19 protein-coding genes are annotated in these 19,130 nt (G+C 42.3%); 7 read left to right on the forward strand and 12 right to left on the reverse strand.

The window, feature by feature from the left end; all coding sequences use genetic code 11:
• Positions 1-150: 150 nt before the first annotated feature.
• The 11 genes from hemJ to OSCI_RS23745 all read right to left on the reverse strand — a co-directional run bounded on the left by hemJ (position 151) and on the right by OSCI_RS23745 (position 12,153).
• On the reverse strand, positions 151-720 hold the full coding sequence (gene hemJ / locus OSCI_RS23695) for a protoporphyrinogen oxidase HemJ (protein ID WP_007357719.1): 570 nt from the start codon (positions 718-720) through the stop codon (positions 151-153).
• A 348-nt stretch (positions 721-1,068) separates the two neighbouring features.
• Complete coding sequence (locus tag OSCI_RS23700) at positions 1,069-3,378, reverse strand: TIGR03986 family type III CRISPR-associated RAMP protein (protein WP_007357720.1); 2,310 nt, start codon at positions 3,376-3,378, stop codon at positions 1,069-1,071.
• A complete protein-coding gene (locus OSCI_RS23705; protein ID WP_007357721.1) occupies positions 3,379-3,834 on the reverse strand; it encodes a DUF29 domain-containing protein in 456 nt (151 codons plus the stop codon).
• Complete coding sequence (csx19, locus tag OSCI_RS23710) at positions 3,827-4,408, reverse strand: type III-D CRISPR-associated protein Csx19 (protein WP_007357722.1); 582 nt, start codon at positions 4,406-4,408, stop codon at positions 3,827-3,829. Before csx19 ends, OSCI_RS23705 begins: the two co-directional genes overlap by 8 nt.
• 13 nt (positions 4,409-4,421) lie before the next feature.
• Positions 4,422-6,014 (reverse strand): RAMP superfamily CRISPR-associated protein, encoded by a 1,593-nt coding sequence (locus OSCI_RS23715; protein WP_019487260.1) that lies wholly within the window; start codon positions 6,012-6,014, stop codon positions 4,422-4,424.
• Positions 6,007-7,623 (reverse strand): RAMP superfamily CRISPR-associated protein, encoded by a 1,617-nt coding sequence (locus tag OSCI_RS23720; RefSeq protein WP_007357724.1) that lies wholly within the window; start codon positions 7,621-7,623, stop codon positions 6,007-6,009. The genes OSCI_RS23715 and OSCI_RS23720 overlap by 8 nt, the downstream gene beginning before the upstream one ends.
• 10 nt (positions 7,624-7,633) lie before the next feature.
• Positions 7,634-8,296, reverse strand: coding sequence for an RAMP superfamily CRISPR-associated protein (locus OSCI_RS23725; protein ID WP_020699932.1), 663 nt, complete (start codon positions 8,294-8,296; stop codon positions 7,634-7,636).
• The gene (locus tag OSCI_RS23730; protein WP_007357726.1) at positions 8,259-9,953 is read right to left on the reverse strand and encodes a Cas10/Cmr2 second palm domain-containing protein; all 1,695 of its coding nucleotides are present in this window, start codon (positions 9,951-9,953) and stop codon (positions 8,259-8,261) included. Before OSCI_RS23730 ends, OSCI_RS23725 begins: the two co-directional genes overlap by 38 nt.
• Entirely contained in the window at positions 9,950-11,182 is a 1,233-nt protein-coding gene (locus OSCI_RS23735) for a Card1-like endonuclease domain-containing protein (RefSeq protein ID WP_007357727.1), read from the reverse strand. The genes OSCI_RS23730 and OSCI_RS23735 overlap by 4 nt, the downstream gene beginning before the upstream one ends.
• Positions 11,183-11,245: 63 nt before the next feature.
• Positions 11,246-11,827 (reverse strand): hypothetical protein, encoded by a 582-nt coding sequence (locus tag OSCI_RS23740; protein ID WP_007357728.1) that lies wholly within the window; start codon positions 11,825-11,827, stop codon positions 11,246-11,248.
• Between the two features lie 20 nt (positions 11,828-11,847).
• Positions 11,848-12,153, reverse strand: a complete 306-nt coding sequence (locus OSCI_RS23745; protein ID WP_007357729.1) for a CRISPR-associated protein Csx3 — start codon at positions 12,151-12,153, stop codon at positions 11,848-11,850.
• 100 nt (positions 12,154-12,253) lie between these two features.
• Here OSCI_RS23745 and OSCI_RS23750 point away from each other — a divergent pair, with 100 nt between their 5' ends.
• Together OSCI_RS23750 and OSCI_RS23755 are read left to right on the forward strand one after the other, a co-directional pair.
• Positions 12,254-13,594 (forward strand): TIGR03985 family CRISPR-associated protein, encoded by a 1,341-nt coding sequence (locus OSCI_RS23750; RefSeq protein WP_007357730.1) that lies wholly within the window; start codon positions 12,254-12,256, stop codon positions 13,592-13,594.
• A 7-nt stretch (positions 13,595-13,601) separates the two neighbouring features.
• Positions 13,602-14,183: an HD domain-containing protein gene (locus OSCI_RS23755; RefSeq protein WP_007357731.1), complete on the forward strand. Its 582-nt coding sequence runs from the start codon at positions 13,602-13,604 to the stop codon at positions 14,181-14,183.
• 157 nt (positions 14,184-14,340) lie between these two features.
• Here OSCI_RS23755 and OSCI_RS32125 read toward each other — a convergent pair whose 3' ends face one another.
• A complete protein-coding gene (locus tag OSCI_RS32125; RefSeq protein WP_267880127.1) occupies positions 14,341-14,475 on the reverse strand; it encodes a hypothetical protein in 135 nt (44 codons plus the stop codon).
• A 124-nt stretch (positions 14,476-14,599) separates the two neighbouring features.
• Between OSCI_RS32125 and OSCI_RS23760 the strand changes: the two genes are divergently transcribed.
• The 5 genes from OSCI_RS23760 to OSCI_RS23775 all read left to right on the forward strand — a co-directional run bounded on the left by OSCI_RS23760 (position 14,600) and on the right by OSCI_RS23775 (position 19,011).
• On the forward strand, positions 14,600-15,400 hold the full coding sequence (locus OSCI_RS23760) for an SDR family NAD(P)-dependent oxidoreductase (RefSeq protein ID WP_007357732.1): 801 nt from the start codon (positions 14,600-14,602) through the stop codon (positions 15,398-15,400).
• 230 nt (positions 15,401-15,630) lie between these two features.
• Positions 15,631-16,440: an MBL fold metallo-hydrolase gene (locus tag OSCI_RS23765; RefSeq protein ID WP_019487262.1), complete on the forward strand. Its 810-nt coding sequence runs from the start codon at positions 15,631-15,633 to the stop codon at positions 16,438-16,440.
• A 14-nt stretch (positions 16,441-16,454) separates the two neighbouring features.
• Positions 16,455-16,595 (forward strand): hypothetical protein, encoded by a 141-nt coding sequence (locus OSCI_RS30340; protein WP_155523393.1) that lies wholly within the window; start codon positions 16,455-16,457, stop codon positions 16,593-16,595.
• Entirely contained in the window at positions 16,582-17,766 is a 1,185-nt protein-coding gene (locus OSCI_RS23770; protein ID WP_007357735.1) for an L-dopachrome tautomerase-related protein, read from the forward strand. Before OSCI_RS30340 ends, OSCI_RS23770 begins: the two co-directional genes overlap by 14 nt.
• A 183-nt stretch (positions 17,767-17,949) precedes the next feature.
• Positions 17,950-19,011, forward strand: coding sequence for an aldo/keto reductase (locus OSCI_RS23775; protein ID WP_007357736.1), 1,062 nt, complete (start codon positions 17,950-17,952; stop codon positions 19,009-19,011).
• Positions 19,012-19,130 lie beyond the last annotated feature (119 nt).

Consider the following 19,130-nt stretch of genomic DNA (forward strand, 5'->3'; position numbering starts at 1 on the left):
TTTGGATAAACCCGATCATCGGCTCTCTCTTACAGGAGTTACGCACCCAACCAAAGAAACCGGGTTTTTCGACGAAAATACATTGTTGTTACCAACAGATTCTCTCAAAAACCCGGTTTCTGGAGCCATGAGCGTAAGTCCTATCTTATACTATTCTTGAGCTAGTTCTCCCGATAATTTAATTTTGTCTTGCCGCCGTTTCTTAGCATAAAGTTGAATGGTGGCTACCATCGCGATAATCAATCCCGCAACGGCAAAAACAGTAGCATTTACTGGCAAACTTCCCTTAAACACAGCTAACAAAACAATCAATACTAAAAGAATTGTTGGCGCTTCATTCAAAGCTCTAAATTGCTGACCAGTCCATTTACACTCATTAGCGGCTAATTTTTTTCTGAGTCGGCCGCAGTAAAAATGATAAGCTATTAAAAGCGCGACTAAAAGCAGTTTAAAATGTAGCCAACTATCTTTCAAAACATCAGGTTCAGTGGAAATCAGACCAATCGCCATTACCACTGTCACCGTCATTCCCGGCATGGTAATCAAGTGATAAAGACGTTTCTCCATAATCTCATACTGTTTTTTGAGAATTGTCTGGGCCGGTTCGGGTTCTTGATTAGCTTCAGCGTGGTAGACAAACAGCCGTACCAGATAAAACAGGCCTGCAAACCAAACGACAATGCCGATTAAGTGAAATGCCTTAAACCATAAATAAGCCATGATTTGTCTCCATAAAAAATAGTATTATCTCATATCTTGTCAATCAAAAACAAAAAACCCGTCTGCTGACGGGTATGGCTAAAGGAGTACGAGTTAGAAATTGCGCTGCATCTACCGTTTTTCGGAGGCAGGTTTAGTGGAACCTTGTTGTTGTTGGTGCTTGTCTTTTGAAGAACGCTGTCCGTCTGTGTTGATATCTAAACAGTAGGGGGAATTAATTTGATATTGATTAATGATTGTGAAACTTTAATGAGATGGTCACTGTTTTGGATAGGGTTTAACCTATTTCGGGCATTTGGGGGTGTGCGAGCATGGACGGTTGATGAATTGGTCTGGTGCGATCGCGTTTTAGGGTTTGGGTTTTTGTGGGAGTTTCAGTTTGGGTTTCGGTTTTACTTGTGTTGGTGTAGCCCCTCGCTGTAGGGCTAAATTAACTGGCTTTTCTATTTCGTTAGGGGGGGCGATCGCTTTTTTTTGAGGTTTTGATACTGTTTTTGAAGATGAAGTGCTATCCGTAGGAAAGCGAGGTTTATCCTCAACTTTTCTAATATCCAAGGGCGTAGGTAGCACTTTTCTATTCTTAAATTCCTCAAGTTTCATATAATTAGGTGCTTCTGAAGGTGAATCGCACCGTAACATCGCTAACAACATCTCAATTCGTGGTATTTGTCTCAGATGCTCGAGCAGTTGTCTGTTGTGTTTGTCTGGATAATCATTTTCGCTAATGCGATCGAGGACATACTTTTCAAATTCACTGATACAGTACTTTTCAAATTCACTGATACAGTTTGTTTCTGATTGAGTAACTTCATCTTGCTCTTTGTCATCTTGTGACCATCCATCACCATTAAATAATTGACTGTACCGTGCGGTGCGATCGCTCAAATGCAATTCATAGTCAATCTTCACCGCACCCATCCCCAACGGTTTACCCATACCCAAGGAAAAACAATATTTTTCTCCTTGTTTACCTGTTTGGAGAATTTCTGATTTATCGCTGCTGAGACTCAACACCCACAGCAGCGCACCCAGTTCAACGTTACTGAGATTTTCAAAGTAGATAGTAAAAGTAAACTCAATTTCTGGATCGAGCGGTTTAATTAAGCTAGTTTGAGTATCTGAGTTTTCGGGAACTTCAATTTTACAGGGTTTGTGCCAGTACAGTTTATGTCCTCGAATAACAGTTTCTCCTGCTTCTGTATCAGTTGGAGGCTGACTAGCATAGTGTTTTAACTTGTTCTGGCGAGCTTCAGTTTCATTAGGTTGAACCAGATAATGCTGAAATGTAGTAGGTTTTGGGCTAGAAAGCAGGATTTGTTCAGGATTTTTATCTAGACTTGGTTTTACTTTTTCCTCTTGATTGGGATTAAGTGTACCATCACTAATGAATACTCGACCCGCACCAGTTTTTACTCTCGGTTCTTTACCATTGACATAGCCGAAAATAGCTTCAGCAATATCTGTACGCGAAGCATCTCTCAATTTAGGAGGTACAAATTTTAATGGAGAATGCTCGTATGGTAAACGGAACATCTGCGCTCGTCCAAAAAAGCGAACAGCCTCTCCATCATCATTGAGTAAGAAAAACACAGGTTCTCCATCTCGAAGATATCCATCCTGCTGGCGACAAGCACGAGACGGCTTATCTTTAGAATAGGCATCCTTCTGCCACTTGGTTATTTGGTCATCATCTTGAAAACGCCTGACCATTTCCTCAGTCACTGAATACTCTTTTAACTTTTCATCTAAAAAAACAAACTCTAGATGCTTATGCTGCATATCTCCCGTTATTACAAGCGTTCCCTTCTGTAATTCTGGTGCAGGAGTAAAACTAGCAGAGTGAACTTCACGAAAGCGTAAGTAAAGATCGGGATGGCGCTGTCTGCCATTACTATTGATTTGCTGAGGGAAAAAGTAATCTTGTTCCGAAGAGTCAATGTCTACATAGATAATTTGATACTGGTATGTCCAGCTTGGCGCTTTTCCAGGCCCAGAGCCTTGATAGAGTGGTTTAGTTGGAAGATTAGGCTGATTAGGGAGGTTAGGAATAACTCTTTTAGTAGGATGTCTATCAATTCGTCCATAGCCACATTCTTCAATAACGTAATAATTCCCATGCTTGCGTAAAAAACCTGCATGAGCTTTAGCTCTGTGACAATCTGCTCTAGAGTGAGATGAATTTTGTACTTTCCCAAGATCATCGACAAAGTTAGCATGATAAATATCTTTTAAAGCCGGATCGCCAAGTGAACGATAGAATAGTTTATTTTCAGTTACGCGATCGATTTTACTAAAACTCACAATTTCAACTAGAGTTCTTAACATTCCTCGTATGCTGCTACCAGGGATAAGTAATTGCTGAGTTGCTGGATTAATAAAAAAATTAGATCTTTTATTCTTTATCTCTTCTGATAATTCTTTAAAAGCTTTTTCACTATGTTCTGCAAAATCCTCTGGGTTCCAACCACAACGAGTGTAAAGTTTAGATTTCGTTGTTAAAGTGCATTCAATCCTGCCAGTATGCCGATCTAAATGGTAGCGATCGCCATCAGGTAAAGCTTCTGCTTCAACAACCTTTTCTGGTAATTCCACAAAGTTGTAGGGCGCTCTGGCTCTACGTTGCGGATCGGTAATATTATCAATATGCTTAGGACTCATTTATTGCTCCTCCCAGTATTTTTTAGATAGTACATCTGTTTCAGTATCAAATTGCCATGTATCAGGAAACTCAGTTTGCTTATACTCAAATCGAACACTCTCTAAAGCATTAGCACAAACTTTAGCTAATATTTCTACTAGATAAGGTTTGAGACTAGGGGATTCTTCTAATAAATCTCGAATTTGTCGCCGTTGTTCGATAATCGTTAATTCCCATCCATTAAAATTTTCAGGACTATTGACATACATTCGCTTAAGAATATGAGTCAGCAGTACCGTCAATCTATTTTTTAATTCCCGGCGATCGCTTCTTCCCAAACTCTCTACCTCCTCAATCAAATTATCAAAATCAAGATTATCTATATCTCGCCTTCTGAGTTTAGCCGCCGTATCTTCACACCACGCCACAAAATCTTGTTCATAAAGAGTATCAGTTTTTGGTATCACTTTAGTCATTTTCTTCCTCCTTCGTTGTTAAATCAACAAGACGACTCAAATAAATTCTTGCCACTCCACTATCATCATAATCAATATAATGACGAACTTGTAAACGAATCGGACGATGTAGGTTATTTTTGTCTTGGCTAAAGGAAATATTCATTAAAGGAACACCATGTTTCAAACCTTGTGAACCATCTGACACTAATGTAAAACCGTTCTTCTCTTCTTCCTTTTGCGTTCCCCAAAGGATTTGAGATTCATCAGGTTCTAAACAACGTTCTGGGTTATTATCATCTTTGATTAGACGTGCTTTCCAGTTGTCTTGCCCAATTTTCCAAAGCATCACCTCAGCATTTTTACTAAATACACGGCATTGCTGGAGTGTGCAAAGACGCAACTTAGCCAACTGGGGAAATACATCTCCAGAATTGACTAAGTTGTTATTGTCAAAATGTCCCCAAATAACACCATCATCAGCATGAGCTAGAAGATATTTTAATTGATAATATCTAGCTTTTTGTTCTAACCATTTTCCTAAATCAGAAATATATTGAGCATCTTCAATGGATTCGCAATGGGGTTTAGTCATTTTTATTCACCTCCTATTTAGTGTATTTAACTAACTTTTTAACATGATTTTCTAAGTCTTGGCGATCGCTACCTGTAATCTCTAAAGAGTTTTTACTTAAGTCATGTTGAGCAATTTTCCATGACTTTTGCTCTTTTGTCCACATTAAGGTTGCTTCTTTTCCTTGTAACCTTCCTCTACCGACGCTACTAGAACCTCCTACTGGTAAATCTTGTGTCCACAAATCTTTAAGTAGTAGTAACAGTAAGCCTATTTCGTGTTGTTCAGGGTTTCGTAGTTCTATTTCTAACTGTAGGTTTTCATCACCCTTGCCAAAAATAGGTTGTTCTTGAAATAAAGCACCGTGATAAGCACCGCCAGTAAAGCGATCGATCGCAATCCGAGTTTGTACTAAGTCAGTGGTATCCTTGATAACACTTTCATGGACAATTAGACGACTTGCTTTAGCTTCCTTAGTTTTGTCCTCACTAAAATCTGGCCCAAATATTTCATCTATAATTGTTGTGGGTTTTTCCAGAGTATTGACAATCCGTTCGGCTCGATGGCGTAAAACTCCTGCTAAACTTGTACCAGATAATACAGATTCATCTTTACCATAACGTTTTGATTTTAAATGAACCACATCAGGTGCGCGTCCTGTTGCAGCTTGACCTGAGCGAATAAGTAAGGGACTGGCGAGGGTAAATGTGGCGTTGATGGTAAAGCGATCGCGCTTATCCTCTTTCTCATCTAATACTACACCCAAAGCATCAGCGATTTTGTTGGTAATCACAGGTAGCTTGTTGGTACATTCGCGATCGAATAGTAACCATGCCATGCGATCGCCTGAATCTTCCAGATTAAAGCTCCAAACCTGCCACTCTTTGACATGACAGCGACCAAAACCCCGCCGTTTTTTCATGCCAAGGCTGATTTCACCACTTTTTAAATCCTTTTGATCTTCAGAACAATTCTGATCTTGTTTCCGTTCTAAGCCTTGGAGTGCGATCGCCAAAGATTTAAGCAATGTAGCTTTGTTTTTATATCGGTATGCTAACCATTTAAATAAAAATGTATGGAAACTACTGGTTTTTAGTAACGGCCTTTCTCTACCAATAACCTTAATTAGTGTAATTTCTCTATCTTCTTTCTCAATCAACAATTCCAAACTCAGAGAAAATTTTGTACCCGCTTGCAGTAACTCTAAGTCATACTTAGCTCTAGCTTCAGGATCGACAGTACGAGTAATGCTATTGATTTTTACTCCATCTCGTAATTCTATTTTGGGAACCTGACTACTAATTGAATCATTGATAATCAGAGGACTTTGATCGCCATCGTCATCTTCAGATATTCCCCCGAATAGAGAAGTAGAGAGGCTGTTATTTTGTTCATCTTGCCTATAGCCATGTTCATGCTCATGCACATAATTTCTCAATGCACCCGCAACAGATGTACCCGTGAGTAGAGCATGAGAACTAATACTGTCTCGTACTAACATCATATCAGTGGGGCCATCTGGATCACCATTTCCTAAACAGGTGGGAGTATCTAGTATCAAAGTTCCTCGAATAATAATTCTTTCTATAATATGGCGTTGATTTCTTTTCAATCGTTCGTTACTCATTAGGTTTCTCCTTAGTTGCATTTTTAGCGATCGCCATGATGAGCCGTAGGGTGTATTCTAGTGCTAATTCATCAATTAAAATTGCTGGCTCATTAGCGACCGCAAAAGGTTCTAAATAACTCTCAATCCAACTTTTAGGATGGTTTAACCAATCTTTTATTTTCTGGTTTAATATCTGACCATCTACTTTTGTGCGCTCGTACTTAGTACGAGCATTTGAGGGAAGATTGTCTAAAAGAAGATCGAGAGGTTGACGAGAATTAATATCTAGAGATTGTCTAGTTACGATTATCAACCGAGATAACTGACTATTAGTTATACGATTCGGGTTCAGCTTAAAATATTCTACTCGATCAAGAAGTAATCCCTCTAACTTTTTGCATAATATTCGTTCCGCCATCTGGCGTGCTAAAATATGAGACTCTTCAACTTTCAGTAGAGGTTGATTTCGTGGGTAATATTTCTTAGATTCTGGTTTCTTGGCTGTAAATTGATTGTTTGCCACACGCCAATTAATTGTTACTCGACCAAACCCTTCTACTCTTCTTTCCCCAATACCTGTTGTTTCTAATTGGCGAATTTGCTCGGCGGTAACTAACACACCTTCATAAACAAATACGCTACCTGCTTTCACAGCTATTACTTGGGGTAAAGGTAGTCCCCATTTTCGGTTAAAGCCACCAACAAACACACTATCCATGTAGGTTTTATATTTATTCAGTAAAGGTTCCAATTCTTCAGATTTTTTTTCTAAAAACTCTGCGATCAACTGAGTTGGTGAAAGAGCAGCATATTGTCCCCAATCATCACGAATAATCAGATCGCTAAGAAGGGTAATTATGAGATTTTCGCTAGTTCTGTTTTCAGATGAGTTTCTTATTTCACTCCAATTACCATTAATTTGAACGTCAGTAATCTTGACATGACCATAACCAGCACTTCTAGATCCACCCAGCCAAATATCAGAAATATTTAGCAATTCTTGAATTGTTTTTTCGTCAACTTCCTCATACACAATAACTCCTTGAAAAGTTTGTCCTACATCTATAGCATCGTACCGGAATATCTCACCATCTCTTTCTTCTATAACTTGCCGAGTTGCAGGATCTAATTTATCTGAAGCTGAACGACCTTTACGACGATCGCGTAAATTATGAATGTTTATCCGGCGATCCACACTGTATAACCTAATATTTTTTCCATCTTCTACCCAAAACGGTTCGTTTAGAGATTTAGGAGATTGTAAATCATCATTATCTTTAGACACGCTCCAGTCATATACATCTATTTTGTCTTTTGTGTCTTTGAATTCATTGCCTTTTTCTTTACGCCAAGACAGTAAAGTAGGCAGCGATCGCCAACCTTCCTGACTGTTAGGATAAGCGTTTAAATAACGAGTATTCCCATCAAAAAATAAACGCCTAGAAGTTTCATCAGCCAAAATATCTATACGTTGTTTTCCAGGTAGCTTCAAATACCGACCAATCAACGCACCTCGAATCATGCTGCCTGGAATGTAAGGATAGGATACATCACTGTTTGGATCGCCTTGAAAAGAAGTGGCAAGTAGAGGTTGTTCTGTTTTCAATAAAAAAGTAATTACTTTCATTCCTCGCACCTTAAAGTGTTCCAAAATACTGAACAAAATCCTTAGTAATATTTTGATCGTCAGGGTTTAATAACTGACCCTCGATGTGTCCCAGTCCTCGATTTCTGTTACTTCCCAATCGTCGGAGTGCTAAGGTTCCAACAGATAACAAAGTTAAAGCATCTCGACCTGGTTGTACTTCAAAACTTAAGTTTGCCGTAAATTCTAATTCGCGCAACACTACACGAGCAGAACGTAACGTTGTTTCATCGGCTACTCCAGTTTTTGAATCGATCGCAGTTTGGCGACGAATAGTTGTCAGAGATTCCAGAATATCAACCCGCATTAATTTGTTGTCCAGTCGCTTTAATTGGTATGCCACTGCTTGCCGCAAATCCTCTGGTAAACAAGCATCGCCAACTTGCATTTGAGAACTTGTTTCAAGGGTACTTCCAGGTTTACCAAATAGCTTGCAAGCGACTGATTCCCAATCTCTACAGACGTTATGAGGAGATAACACAGCAATTAAATTATCGCATTCCTCACTCAGCAATCCTTTTAAAGTTCGTCCTCGAAGATAAGGGAATCCAGAGGAATCATGTTCAACTTCTTGATCGACTAAACCTGCTACACCATCGCCTCGTCCAAAAGTTGTATCACTCAGCAGCTTGATTTTCAGCTTGTAAACAATCATCTGACACTCCTTTATTTAATGGGAAATAAAAATCCATTGCTTCAATTGCATCAAAATATCCGCAATGTTCTTCTGTCCAACCAGTTTCTCTTAAAACAATTTCATCACCGCCTTTCATCAAAGGTAAGCGATCAATCCGATAAGCTTTCAGAAAGTGCTTAGTTGCTGGCTGGCCTTCTCGCAACTTTTCTCTAAGAGCAAGAATTTTGTTTTTTCGCTCTTTCCATTCTTGGCATTCTTTCTCATCTCTGTTACTGTTGAAACATTCAACAGTATTGATAAAGTTAGACCAATTACGCCACTCATTTTCTTCTTCTTGAAGCAGAACCGGACGCATTGTTAATTCCCCTGTAGAAACTTGATATTCTCGTTGGCGAATATCTCCAATTGTTCCAAATAGACCACTTGCGGCAATATGCCAATCAATTCCTGAAAACTCTTTTGCCCATTGTTGCTTTTGTTCTCTAACAAATTCTTTAGTATTGTTACACAAAGCCTCGCTCAAAGAATAAGCTCTTGCAAACGGGTAGTGAGATTTAACAATACAAACTCCTGCACAAGCTCTCATCTGTTTACCATCAGCTAATAGTGGTTTTTGCAATGCTTGTAAATAGATTGTTGCTAATGCTAGTCCTAGCCTACCATCGCAAACAAAAGTAACATCATCACCACCATAAACAAGGGGGCGAAATGGTAAGTAATGTTTTCCATCTTGAGTAAAGATAGAAAATCTTCCCATGACTTTACCATCTGAATGTATTGAGTTAATAAGAACATTCACAACTTTTTTAACTGCTGCCAAACTTGCTTTGTTAACAGAGTTAGAAAGTCCGCGCATTCGGTTCACATAATCGGAGTTGTCGCGACTATCCTTGCCATACTCTTTGAAACGCTCTCCCATGCCATTTCCATCAGCATGAATCACTGCATAATAGCTGCTTTCACCTCTGGAACGACCTAAATGATCCATGCGGTAGGGAAATTGATAATCTGTCTGGTGTAAAACATCTGCAAATCTTTTTTTGAGAGCTTGATTAGCAGGTTCACCATGTTTTGATGAAACGACTTTCAATTTTGCTTCAGTTTCTCTAGAAACCAGACAGATATCTTCCCGATCAATGTCTTTAATATACCCTTCATTAGTATTAACAGCAGGTAACTGAGTCGAGTTACAAAGTGCTGTAACTCCTAAACCTAGTAAAGGTGCTGATGGGATTCTGGCTCTTTTTTGCTTCTCTAATTCTTCAATGTGAAGTTTTTCGACCTTTTCGTACAAACAATCATTATCCCAATTAAACTCACAATGAGCCACAACAATATTTAGCCCTGGTGCGTGTTCTAGAATTTGCATACTTAACTTACGAGTAAAGTCTTTAGCAATATCTATAGACTTGAACAACAACATGGCATTACCACCACCCGCATAGACTAATTCTGCATTTAATCCACTATTTTTTATGGGTTCTTGTTGTCTATTTTTAGGTACTCCTAATTCTTCGAGCTTTTTCTTTACCCAGTCATCTGTACTGGGATCTAAATCTCCTGTTGCTTGACTAATAAGATAGGAAGCCCCAATATTTTCTCGCAAGCGATTAGTATTGAAGATATAAGATTGAATCCCCGTAGTATCAAGGATTGTCACTACATACTCACTCATGCTTTAGCCTCCTGTTCTATACCATCAACCCAAGCTAAAATTTCATCACCGATATTTGCTAAATCCTTGCGCCCAAAAACTTTAACTTTTGGATCGCGGGTTCCAAATCTAGCTAGTTCATCTTCAATCTCCTGCGGAGCATCGTAACAGCAGACTAAAGCAACTCGTGCTTCATCACCGCCTAACTCTTTAGCCCGCAAAGAAGCCTCAAATAGCTTTTCTTTACAGTCTGCTTTCTTGCTTTTGGCAGTGCAGGATATCGCAAATAGTTGATAGCGCTTAATAAAGGCGACATCAAATTCAAATTTTGCATCCGCTGCTTTATTATTCGTATTCATCTTGTTTTTATCTTCAACTATATTGAAAGACATTTGAATATCTTCTTTACGAACACCAATGTCATCAGAGATCATCTGAATTTTCTTCAAAGCATAACTTTCTAGCCAAGTACCGTTGAGCCATGTATGGAATTCCTTAAAATCACTAAACCCCTCTGCTTTGGCTTTATCTTTAAGTGATTTATTTGTAGGTAAATCTAAACATTCACCTAAAAGATTACCAACGGCTGGAAATAAAATTTGTAAGTCTGCAATCGGAGTTAGCTTGTTGCACCACTCTTTCCACTTCTTCTCCGAGTCTTGATTTTCGTGAAGTTTAGCAATTTCTACTGCTAAATCTTGTAAGTAGGGTTTAAGACGAGGGGGAAAGTTTGTGAGCAAATATTTACCATGCAAGGTAAAAAGCTCTTCAAGAGAAATTTGGAGCGGCACATCATAAGCAACAGGTTTTTGGTTGCCTTGATTAATCCACATTTTCAGTCGTCGTGGATCGAGATAGCTAAAAATAGCGTCAGGTTTTAGCTCCTGAATTGCTCGATAAGCGTGAACTGCCATTGCTTTAGTTCCGCCTGTGTAGTTTAAACCAACCTTGCCTTCTTTCGCTGACTCCTCAACCCGCTTCTTAATAATGTCGTAAATTTCTTGGGCATCAGATTCATTATTGCTGAGATCGACAGGCTGGCATTTTATATCAAGCTTATGCAGTCCATCTTCTCCTTGTAAGCGATCTTTTTGAAATATTGTGTTCTTGGTAAATACTAGATAGGCTGTACCACCTTCTTTAAGTAACGTTCGAGCTGCGAGATAATTCGGCAAAGGATTCTCCCCAATTAGTAAAAATAGATGATCGACTTGATGATCTTCCCAATCTAACAGATTGTTACTGTTCATAGATTCCTCCAACTTTAGTAAATTATAACAATTACTCAGACTACAGAAAGCGATCGCGCCCCCTCACCCCCCATCACTCAACCCCACCAAAACCCTTGCCAAAACCTCCACCATCGCACGCTGCGAAACATCCTCCCCTCGCTCCAAATAATGAACGCTCCCCCTCAGTATAGGAGACTCACATTCGATCGCATCAAACTTCCCATGATAATCACTATGAATAATCGCAATAACTTTCAAATTTAGCTCCCCATAAAACCCTTCCCACTCCCCAACTTTAGCCCTATCCCCCGCTAAAATAACCGCATGAGTTGCATATTGCATAATCAAACGATTCTTTCCATCAATCCTTCCCCCAACATCAATTAGAGTTAAAGGTAAACTCGCATTCTTCACATCTAAAGCCTTATTTTCAGCAAAAGCCCAAGTTAATTTAGTTTTATATTCCCTCTTTAACCGTGCAGCTAAATCGGGGTTATTCCGAACTGCTTCCGTATACCAAGAACCCTCACCATCGGGACAAGCAGTGATAAAATAAGGATAAGGTGCTTTTCCTACTCGATGTATAGCCATAATAGCCTGTTTCAACCCCTCCCTCAAACAAGACTTACCAGAATGAGGCGGCCCACAAAGCACAACTTTCATAACAGCAAATCTCACCTTAATTAATCAATCAAATCACCAACCTTGTAAGCTGGATTATGAGTAATACAGATTACGTATTTGCCAATTTTCGGATCGAAAACACTAATCGCTCCATAAATATGAGCCACCTTATGAGTCAAGACACAAGCAACAGGTAACGAGGCTGGGCCATTGATTTTCAGCAACACTCCCCCCTTCAATTCTCCCGTCTCCGTCATTTCCTCTAACCTCGCCGCCACATCCCTCACAATCTGGTCATTTTGCGCCGGTTCCCCAAAGTTTACTTTCATTACATCGCCTTCCAGCTCAATCTTGTAAGTAGTCATAAGTACCTCCTTTTCCACAATAAACCCATCATACACCCTACCTGGAAGCCTCTATTTCCAACTAAGGTTAAACTGAAATTAAATTTTTCCCTTAGCACTAATGTCAGACATCCTATTTCGCACGCAGCCCCACATTCCCCTACTGCAATGGTTGGCACGGGGGTCACTCAAACAAAACCTATTGCGGGCCATTCGTCTCTGGGTATGGCTTTCTACCCTCTATGGCGATCGCGCAACCTCCCTTGACCTCGATCGCCCCTTTACCTATTACAACTGGCGCGATGCCTTTTTTACTCCCAGCCATCCCAAAGGCGAAGCCATTCCCCACCTACACGATCGCCATTGTCCCTGTGCAAAAACTACCGCCGACTGGTTGTTTAATAACCAGCTTTCAGCAACTCAGTGGCGACAAGCCTTATTAGCCCACGATTCCGTACCTGACTTAGATCGAATATTATCCAAGCGATTGTTTGGTGTAACCCGGCGATCGCTTCAAGGAGATTTAGAAATCTTAACCGAATTAGGGTGGCTGGAATATCGACAGCAGCGCTATCATCGCGTCTCCCAATTTCCCCAATATCCAGAAGCAAACCATCAGGATTTAACACCCACAAAAAGTAGTCAATATCCCTTAAACTTCCTGCATCCAGAACTAGCAATTATTGCCCAAAACTCCAGAGAAATACGCGGTGTACAGCGATTTTTCTTGCACGTTGATTATGTGATTCCCAAACAAACTATCGATTTAGTCGAAGATTGGCAATATCAATTGTGTGAACTATGGGAAACTGACCCCATTCCCCCAATTCAATTACTTTATAACAGTGCCAGAATGGGGCAAACAGTTGAATGTATTGTTTATCCTGTTTGTATCTACTACGTACAACGCGCCGTTTATCTATGCGCCTTTGGACAAACACCTACCCAACAAGGCGAATGGTACAACTATCGACTAGATCGCATTGCCAAAATGCAAAGATTGGATTGGAACAATCCTCATCTTCCTGATTGCTTGCGTCAAGCTTACCCAGAAAAATTACCACAATCAGATGAAATCGAAGAGAAAATCGCCGAAGCTTGGGGTTTCGATTTCTACCTCGAACCCAAATTGATGCTATTACGATTCGATGGCGACTTTAACGATCGCTACATTCAAGGAACCTTTCGCCATGAAACCTTTCAACCTATAGGCTATCAACAAGCTATGGAATTGATTCAAAAACAAACTCCCAACCCAAAGCATTACCAGGAGTTATTAACAGTTCTTGGATCGCGATCGCCTGATGATGCTTACTATCGCGTTTATTACCGTGAGGGCGATACCAATGTTGGACTACGCTTGCGCTCTTGGCGACCCAAAGGCGAAGTGATTTTTCCTTGGGAACTGCGACATAGTTTGGCTCAAGAAGTAGCAGAAGAAGCTCGATTATACCTTAATTAATTGCACCATGAAATCAACGATGCTCACAGAAAACTTTGAATTAGCCTTAGTGTATGCCACTCGCTTACACGCCAAACAAGTTCGCAAAGTCGATGGCACGCCTTATATTGCCCACCTGCTTTCAGTAGCAGCGTTAATATTAGAAGCTGGAGGTAATGAAACAGAAGCCATCGCTGGCTTATTACATGACAGCTTGGAAGACCAAGGCGGCCCTCAAACTCAAGCAGAAATTAGTCAACAATTTGGTGTAGAAGTTCTGGAAATTATCAAAGGATGTACTGAATCAGAAGAACTTCCCAAGCCCCCTTGGATGGAACGCAAACAGCGCTATCTGGATCAATTACAAAATGCTTCACCATCCGTGCGATTAGTTTCTCTGGCAGATAAACTGCATAATGCTCGTTCTCTTTTGGCTTCCTTACATCAACATGGTGAGGAAGTCTGGGCTTATTTTCCCGTAGGAAAAGAGTCGAGTTTATGGTTTTATCAAGCGCTGCTACCCATTTATCGAACCACAAATCATAACTGGATGGTGCAGGAATTTGAGCGAGTATTATTCGAGTTGCAGAGCATTAGCTCGATTAACTAATACAGTGGCTCAAAATCATGTAACAGTAAGTAAGTAGAAGGAAGAAGGAAGAAAAATTTAGTTATCTAGGAGAGAAGGAAGAAAAATTTAGTTATCTAGGAGAGAAGTAAAAATGTTTATACAGTCAGCTTTTTAGCCATCCTTATCTTATGTTTAATTAGGTGAATTTACTTAATGGGACATAAATATAAATGTAGGGTGGGCGATCGCCAGGAAGATTAGCCCCATCGAGCCAACCAATGCGATCGCTACACTTACAAGCAAAGCACACTCCTTCTTTAGAAAGACGCAATCATGCGGCTGCCTTCTTAGCATTATAAAAAAGTTGACAGGCCGCAGTCCGAGCTGACTATCTAGAGCCTAAATATAAGCAAGCCTGGACAAGCGAGTGTACTCACTTAGGAGTTTAAATAGTTGTGGACAATTCGTTAACTCGACCCTTAGCGGTCGTAACAGGTGCTTCCAATGGCATCGGTTACGAACTCGCCAAACAGTTCGCCCAAAATAATTTCGATCTCTTAGTCACAGCTACCGGAGCCAGCATCAAGGAAGCAGCTCTTGCCTTTGAGCAACTCGGTGCCAAAGTTTTGACCGTAGAGGCAGACCTCGCTACCTATGACGGTGTGGAGACGCTCTACAGCAAAATTAAGGAAACAAACCGACCTGTAGAGGCGATCGCGCTCAATGCAGGTGTCGGTGTCGGGGGCGAGTTTATCAAAACCGACCTCAAGGACGAACTCAATCTCATTAACCTTAACGTTGTGTCCTCAGTCCATCTTGCCAAAAGGGTAGTCAAGGATATGGTCGAACGAGGTAATGGCAAAATCCTTTTTACTTCATCCATTGCCGCCCTTATGCCGGGCCCCTTCGAGGCAGTCTACGCGGCATCCAAGGCATTTCTGCACTCATTCTCAGAGGCGTTGCGAAACGAGTTGAAGGATACAGGTGTCAGCGTCACCGCGCTCATGCCAGGGCCGACTGATACCAACTTCTTCCACCGTGCGGATATGGACAGCACTAAGGCAGGTGCGGGCAAGAAGGACGATCCCGCAGAGGTTGCCAAGCAGGGTTTTCAGGCCTTGATGGCAGGCAAGGACGATATCATCGCGGGTTCGCTCAAGACCAAGATACAGGGGAATGTAAGTAAAGTCTTGCCCGATACCGTCAATGCCGAACAGCACCGCCAGCTTACTGAACCAGGTTCTGCTAACAAGTAATTTGCGCTCGATGACAGCAAGTGGCTGATTTATAGCTAGGGAAGAAGGGAAGAGAATCAAGGGTGGAAGCCATCAGCGAGTTTCCTAACTAGCAAGAAGGTTGCTATATCCCAACAACAAAGCCATCTGACACAGCTCGGCATTGGAGGCAAACTTACAAAGAAATGATTCCTGCCGAAGTAATTTAGTGCAAAACATTTATGCAAATTCATCATCTCAATTGTGGCTGTATGTGCCCCATTGGTGGGGCGCTTTTCGATGGCTTCAGTCGCAGCTTGAACGCTCACCTCGTCTGCCACTGTCTGCTCGTGGAAACCGATCGCGGACTTGTTTTAATTGATACCGGCTTCGGTTTACGCGATATCCAGTCCCCTTACTCCCGGCTCAGCCCGTTTTTCGTCCACTTTAATAACATCCAGTTCGATCGCAAATACACAGCGATTCATCAAATTGAGCAGCTCGGATTTGCGGCAAGCGATGTGCGCCATATTGTGCTAACTCACCTCGATTTCGATCATGCCGGTGGTCTAGAGGATTTCCCAGAAGCAACGGTACACATTATGCAGGCTGAAATGGATGCCGCCCAAGACCGGCACGGTTTGATCGCTAAAGGGCGGTATCGTCCGGGGCAATGGGATGAAGTCAAACACTGGAAATACTATTCAGCCAAGGGCGAACCTTGGTTTGGGTTTGAAGCTGTCCGCGATCTCGACGGATTGCCGCCGGAGATTCTCCTAATTCCGCTAGCCGGGCACACGCGAGGTCATGCAGGCGTGGCGATCGAGACCCAGGAGGGTTGGCTGCTGCACGCTGGGGACGCTTATTTCTATCGGCATGAGATGAATGCTAACCGACGCTGCACGCCAGGACTGCGGGCTTACCAGTGGATGATGGAAGTCGATCGCCAGGCTCGGCTTTTCAATCAAGACCGGCTGCAAGCATTATCGGTGCAGCGGAGTAAAGATGTGAGCCTGTTTTGCAGTCACGACGCTATTGAGTTGAAAGCATTCGCCGATCGCTCTCATAGCTCTGGAAACTAGAAATTTCTTCTCCTGTGTTTTGGTCAGTGATGCTGATGGTGCGATCGCCCCTCGGCGTGTCTCCGGCTTTTTTCTCCGCTACACTGCTTGGCTCTCCTTCTAAATTTCAAGGCAAAGGCATTGATATAACAAAGGTATTCTATGAAGATCCTTAAACTCCTACTATTTCTTACAGCCGTCGGTTTTCTCGGCACTGCTGTTTATGCCCAGTCTCAACCCGCCCAGATCGATCTGACAACCCTGCCCAAAGAGCAAACCCTGGGCGATATCGAACCTGTCGCCATCTTTAACGGCCCCATGCCTACAGGTGTTACTGTTTCCCAAAGCGGACGCATATTTGTGAACTTTCCCAAATGGGGCGATCGCGTAGATTACACTGTTGCCGAAGTCAGAAATGGTCAAACTGTTGCCTATCCGAATGCGGAAATGAATCGCCCCAACCCAAGCGACCCCTCAAAGTCGCTGCTTTCGGTTCAAAGTGTGGTAGTTGACCCGCGCGATCGCTTATGGATTTTAGATACTGGCAGCGTCAACTTTGCACCGGCTCCGCCTGGTGGAGCAAAATTGATCGGAGTCGATCTCAAGCAAAACCAGATTTTCAAAACCATTGTCTTTCCGCAAAATGTGGCATTGCCAACAACTTACCTGAACGATGTTCGCTTCGATCTGCGTCGAGGTAAGGCGGGAATGGCCTTCATCACTGACTCGTCCGATAAGGGGCCCAATGGAATTATTGTGGTTGACTTGGATTCGGGCAGAAGTTGGCGGCGGTTGAACGACCATCCTTCCACGAAAGCAGTCCCCAATTTTCTCCCCAGTGTGGAAGGGATGCCGATTATGAATCGCCAACCGGGTCAACCACCCAGTTCCATCAAGATAGGTGCCGACGGGATTGCAATTAGTGCTGATGGGAAGCAATTGTTCTACTGCCCGCTTGCCGGACGACGGCTCTACAGCGTGAGTGTCGATGCACTAGCGGATGAGCGGTTGTCTGACCAAGAGGTGGCAAAGACTGTGGTCGATCGCGGCGAGAAGGGAGGAGCTGCCGATGGCTTGGAGTCGGATGCTCAAAACCGCATTTACCTGACGAACTACGAACAGAATGCGATACAGCGTCGTTTGCCAGACGGCACGATCGAACGGCTGGTGCATGACCCGCGAGTGCTATGGCCTGACACCCTTTCAGTGGCGCAGGATGGTTATCTTTATTTCACGGCAAATCAACTCCATCGCCAAGCCAGGTATCACAACGGTCAGGATTTGCGGCAGAAACCCTACAGCCTGTTTCGAGTTCGGATTAACGCTCAACCTGTAGCACTGCGGTGAACTACCGTTTCACACTCAGAAGGTGAAGTCAAGCGTTTGCATTCCTGGCGATCGCGATCGTCTCTTCTCGGACTTACGCACGGACAACATCATTCTGTCATGGCGATCGTAGGGAAGCAATCTCAAACCTAGATTCTTGGTACTTCCTAAGTCCCGTCCTATAGTTTTTTGAAGGAGACATTTATGGGTATCAGCAGACGCGAGTTGTTAAAAGTGACATCGGCTTCAAGTTTAGTCGCAGCAGCGCTAGCAGCTTCAGAAGGGTTTTTCAAACCCGTGTTAGCTGAAGCTCAATCGGCTCCAGTAGACGCTCAAAATGAAGTTGCTCAAGATCCCAAAAGCAGAGAAATGAGTTACAGGACGCTAGGACGCACCGGAGAACGAGTATCTGCAATTGGCTTAGGAGGACACCATATCGGACGCATTCGAGAGGAGCAAGAAAGTATCAAGCTCATTCGCAGTGCGATCGATCGCGGCATCAACTTCATGGACAACTCCTGGGATTATCACAACGGACGCAGCCACCGATGGATGGGGCAAGCGCTCAAGGATGGCTATCGGCAAAAGGTGTTTCTGATGACAAAGATCGATGGTCGCACCAAGGGCGCTGCCATGATGCAGATAGACGAGTCACTTAAGGCATTGCAGACTGATTACATCGATCTGATGCAGCATCACGAAGTGATTAGGATGGAAGACCCCGATCGCATCTTTGCTTCTGGTGGGGCAATGGAAGCTGTGGTGGAAGCGCAGAAGGCGGGTAAGATTCGTTATATCGGCTTTACAGGACACAAAGACCCTTTGGTTCACCTGCGAATGCTGGAACTCGCCACTCAAAATAATTTCCATTTTGACGCGGTACAGATGCCGCTGAATGTGATGGATGGTCATTTTAGAAGTTTTGAGCAACAAGTTTTACCAGTGTTGGTGAAGAACCAAATCGGTGTCTTGGGGATGAAATCAATGGGCGATTCCTACGTACTGAGAAGCAATACAGTCACCCCCATTGAATGTCTTCACTATGCGATGAATTTGCCTACTTCGGTTGTGATTACTGGCATTGATAGTATGCAGCTTCTCGATCAAGCATTTGAGGCAGTTCGCACCTTTAAGCCAATGGATCGGGCACAAGTTACGGCGCTGCTGGATCGCACTCGTGAGGCGGCGACTAAAGGGCAATACGAACTTTATAAGACCAGTAACCAATTTGATAGTACAGCAATGAACCCATCGTGGCTGGGGTAATTGGTAATTGGTAATTGCTAATTAGACGTAAAAGAATTAATTACTATATAGCGATTATATTTTAGCCGATCGCTATTTTTTAGCGATCGCATACTGAATTTTTTATTTAACTAAAGTAA

The sequence above is a fragment of the Kamptonema sp. PCC 6506 genome (assembly GCF_000180455.1).
GTDB lineage: Bacteria > Cyanobacteriota > Cyanobacteriia > Cyanobacteriales > Microcoleaceae > Kamptonema > Kamptonema formosum.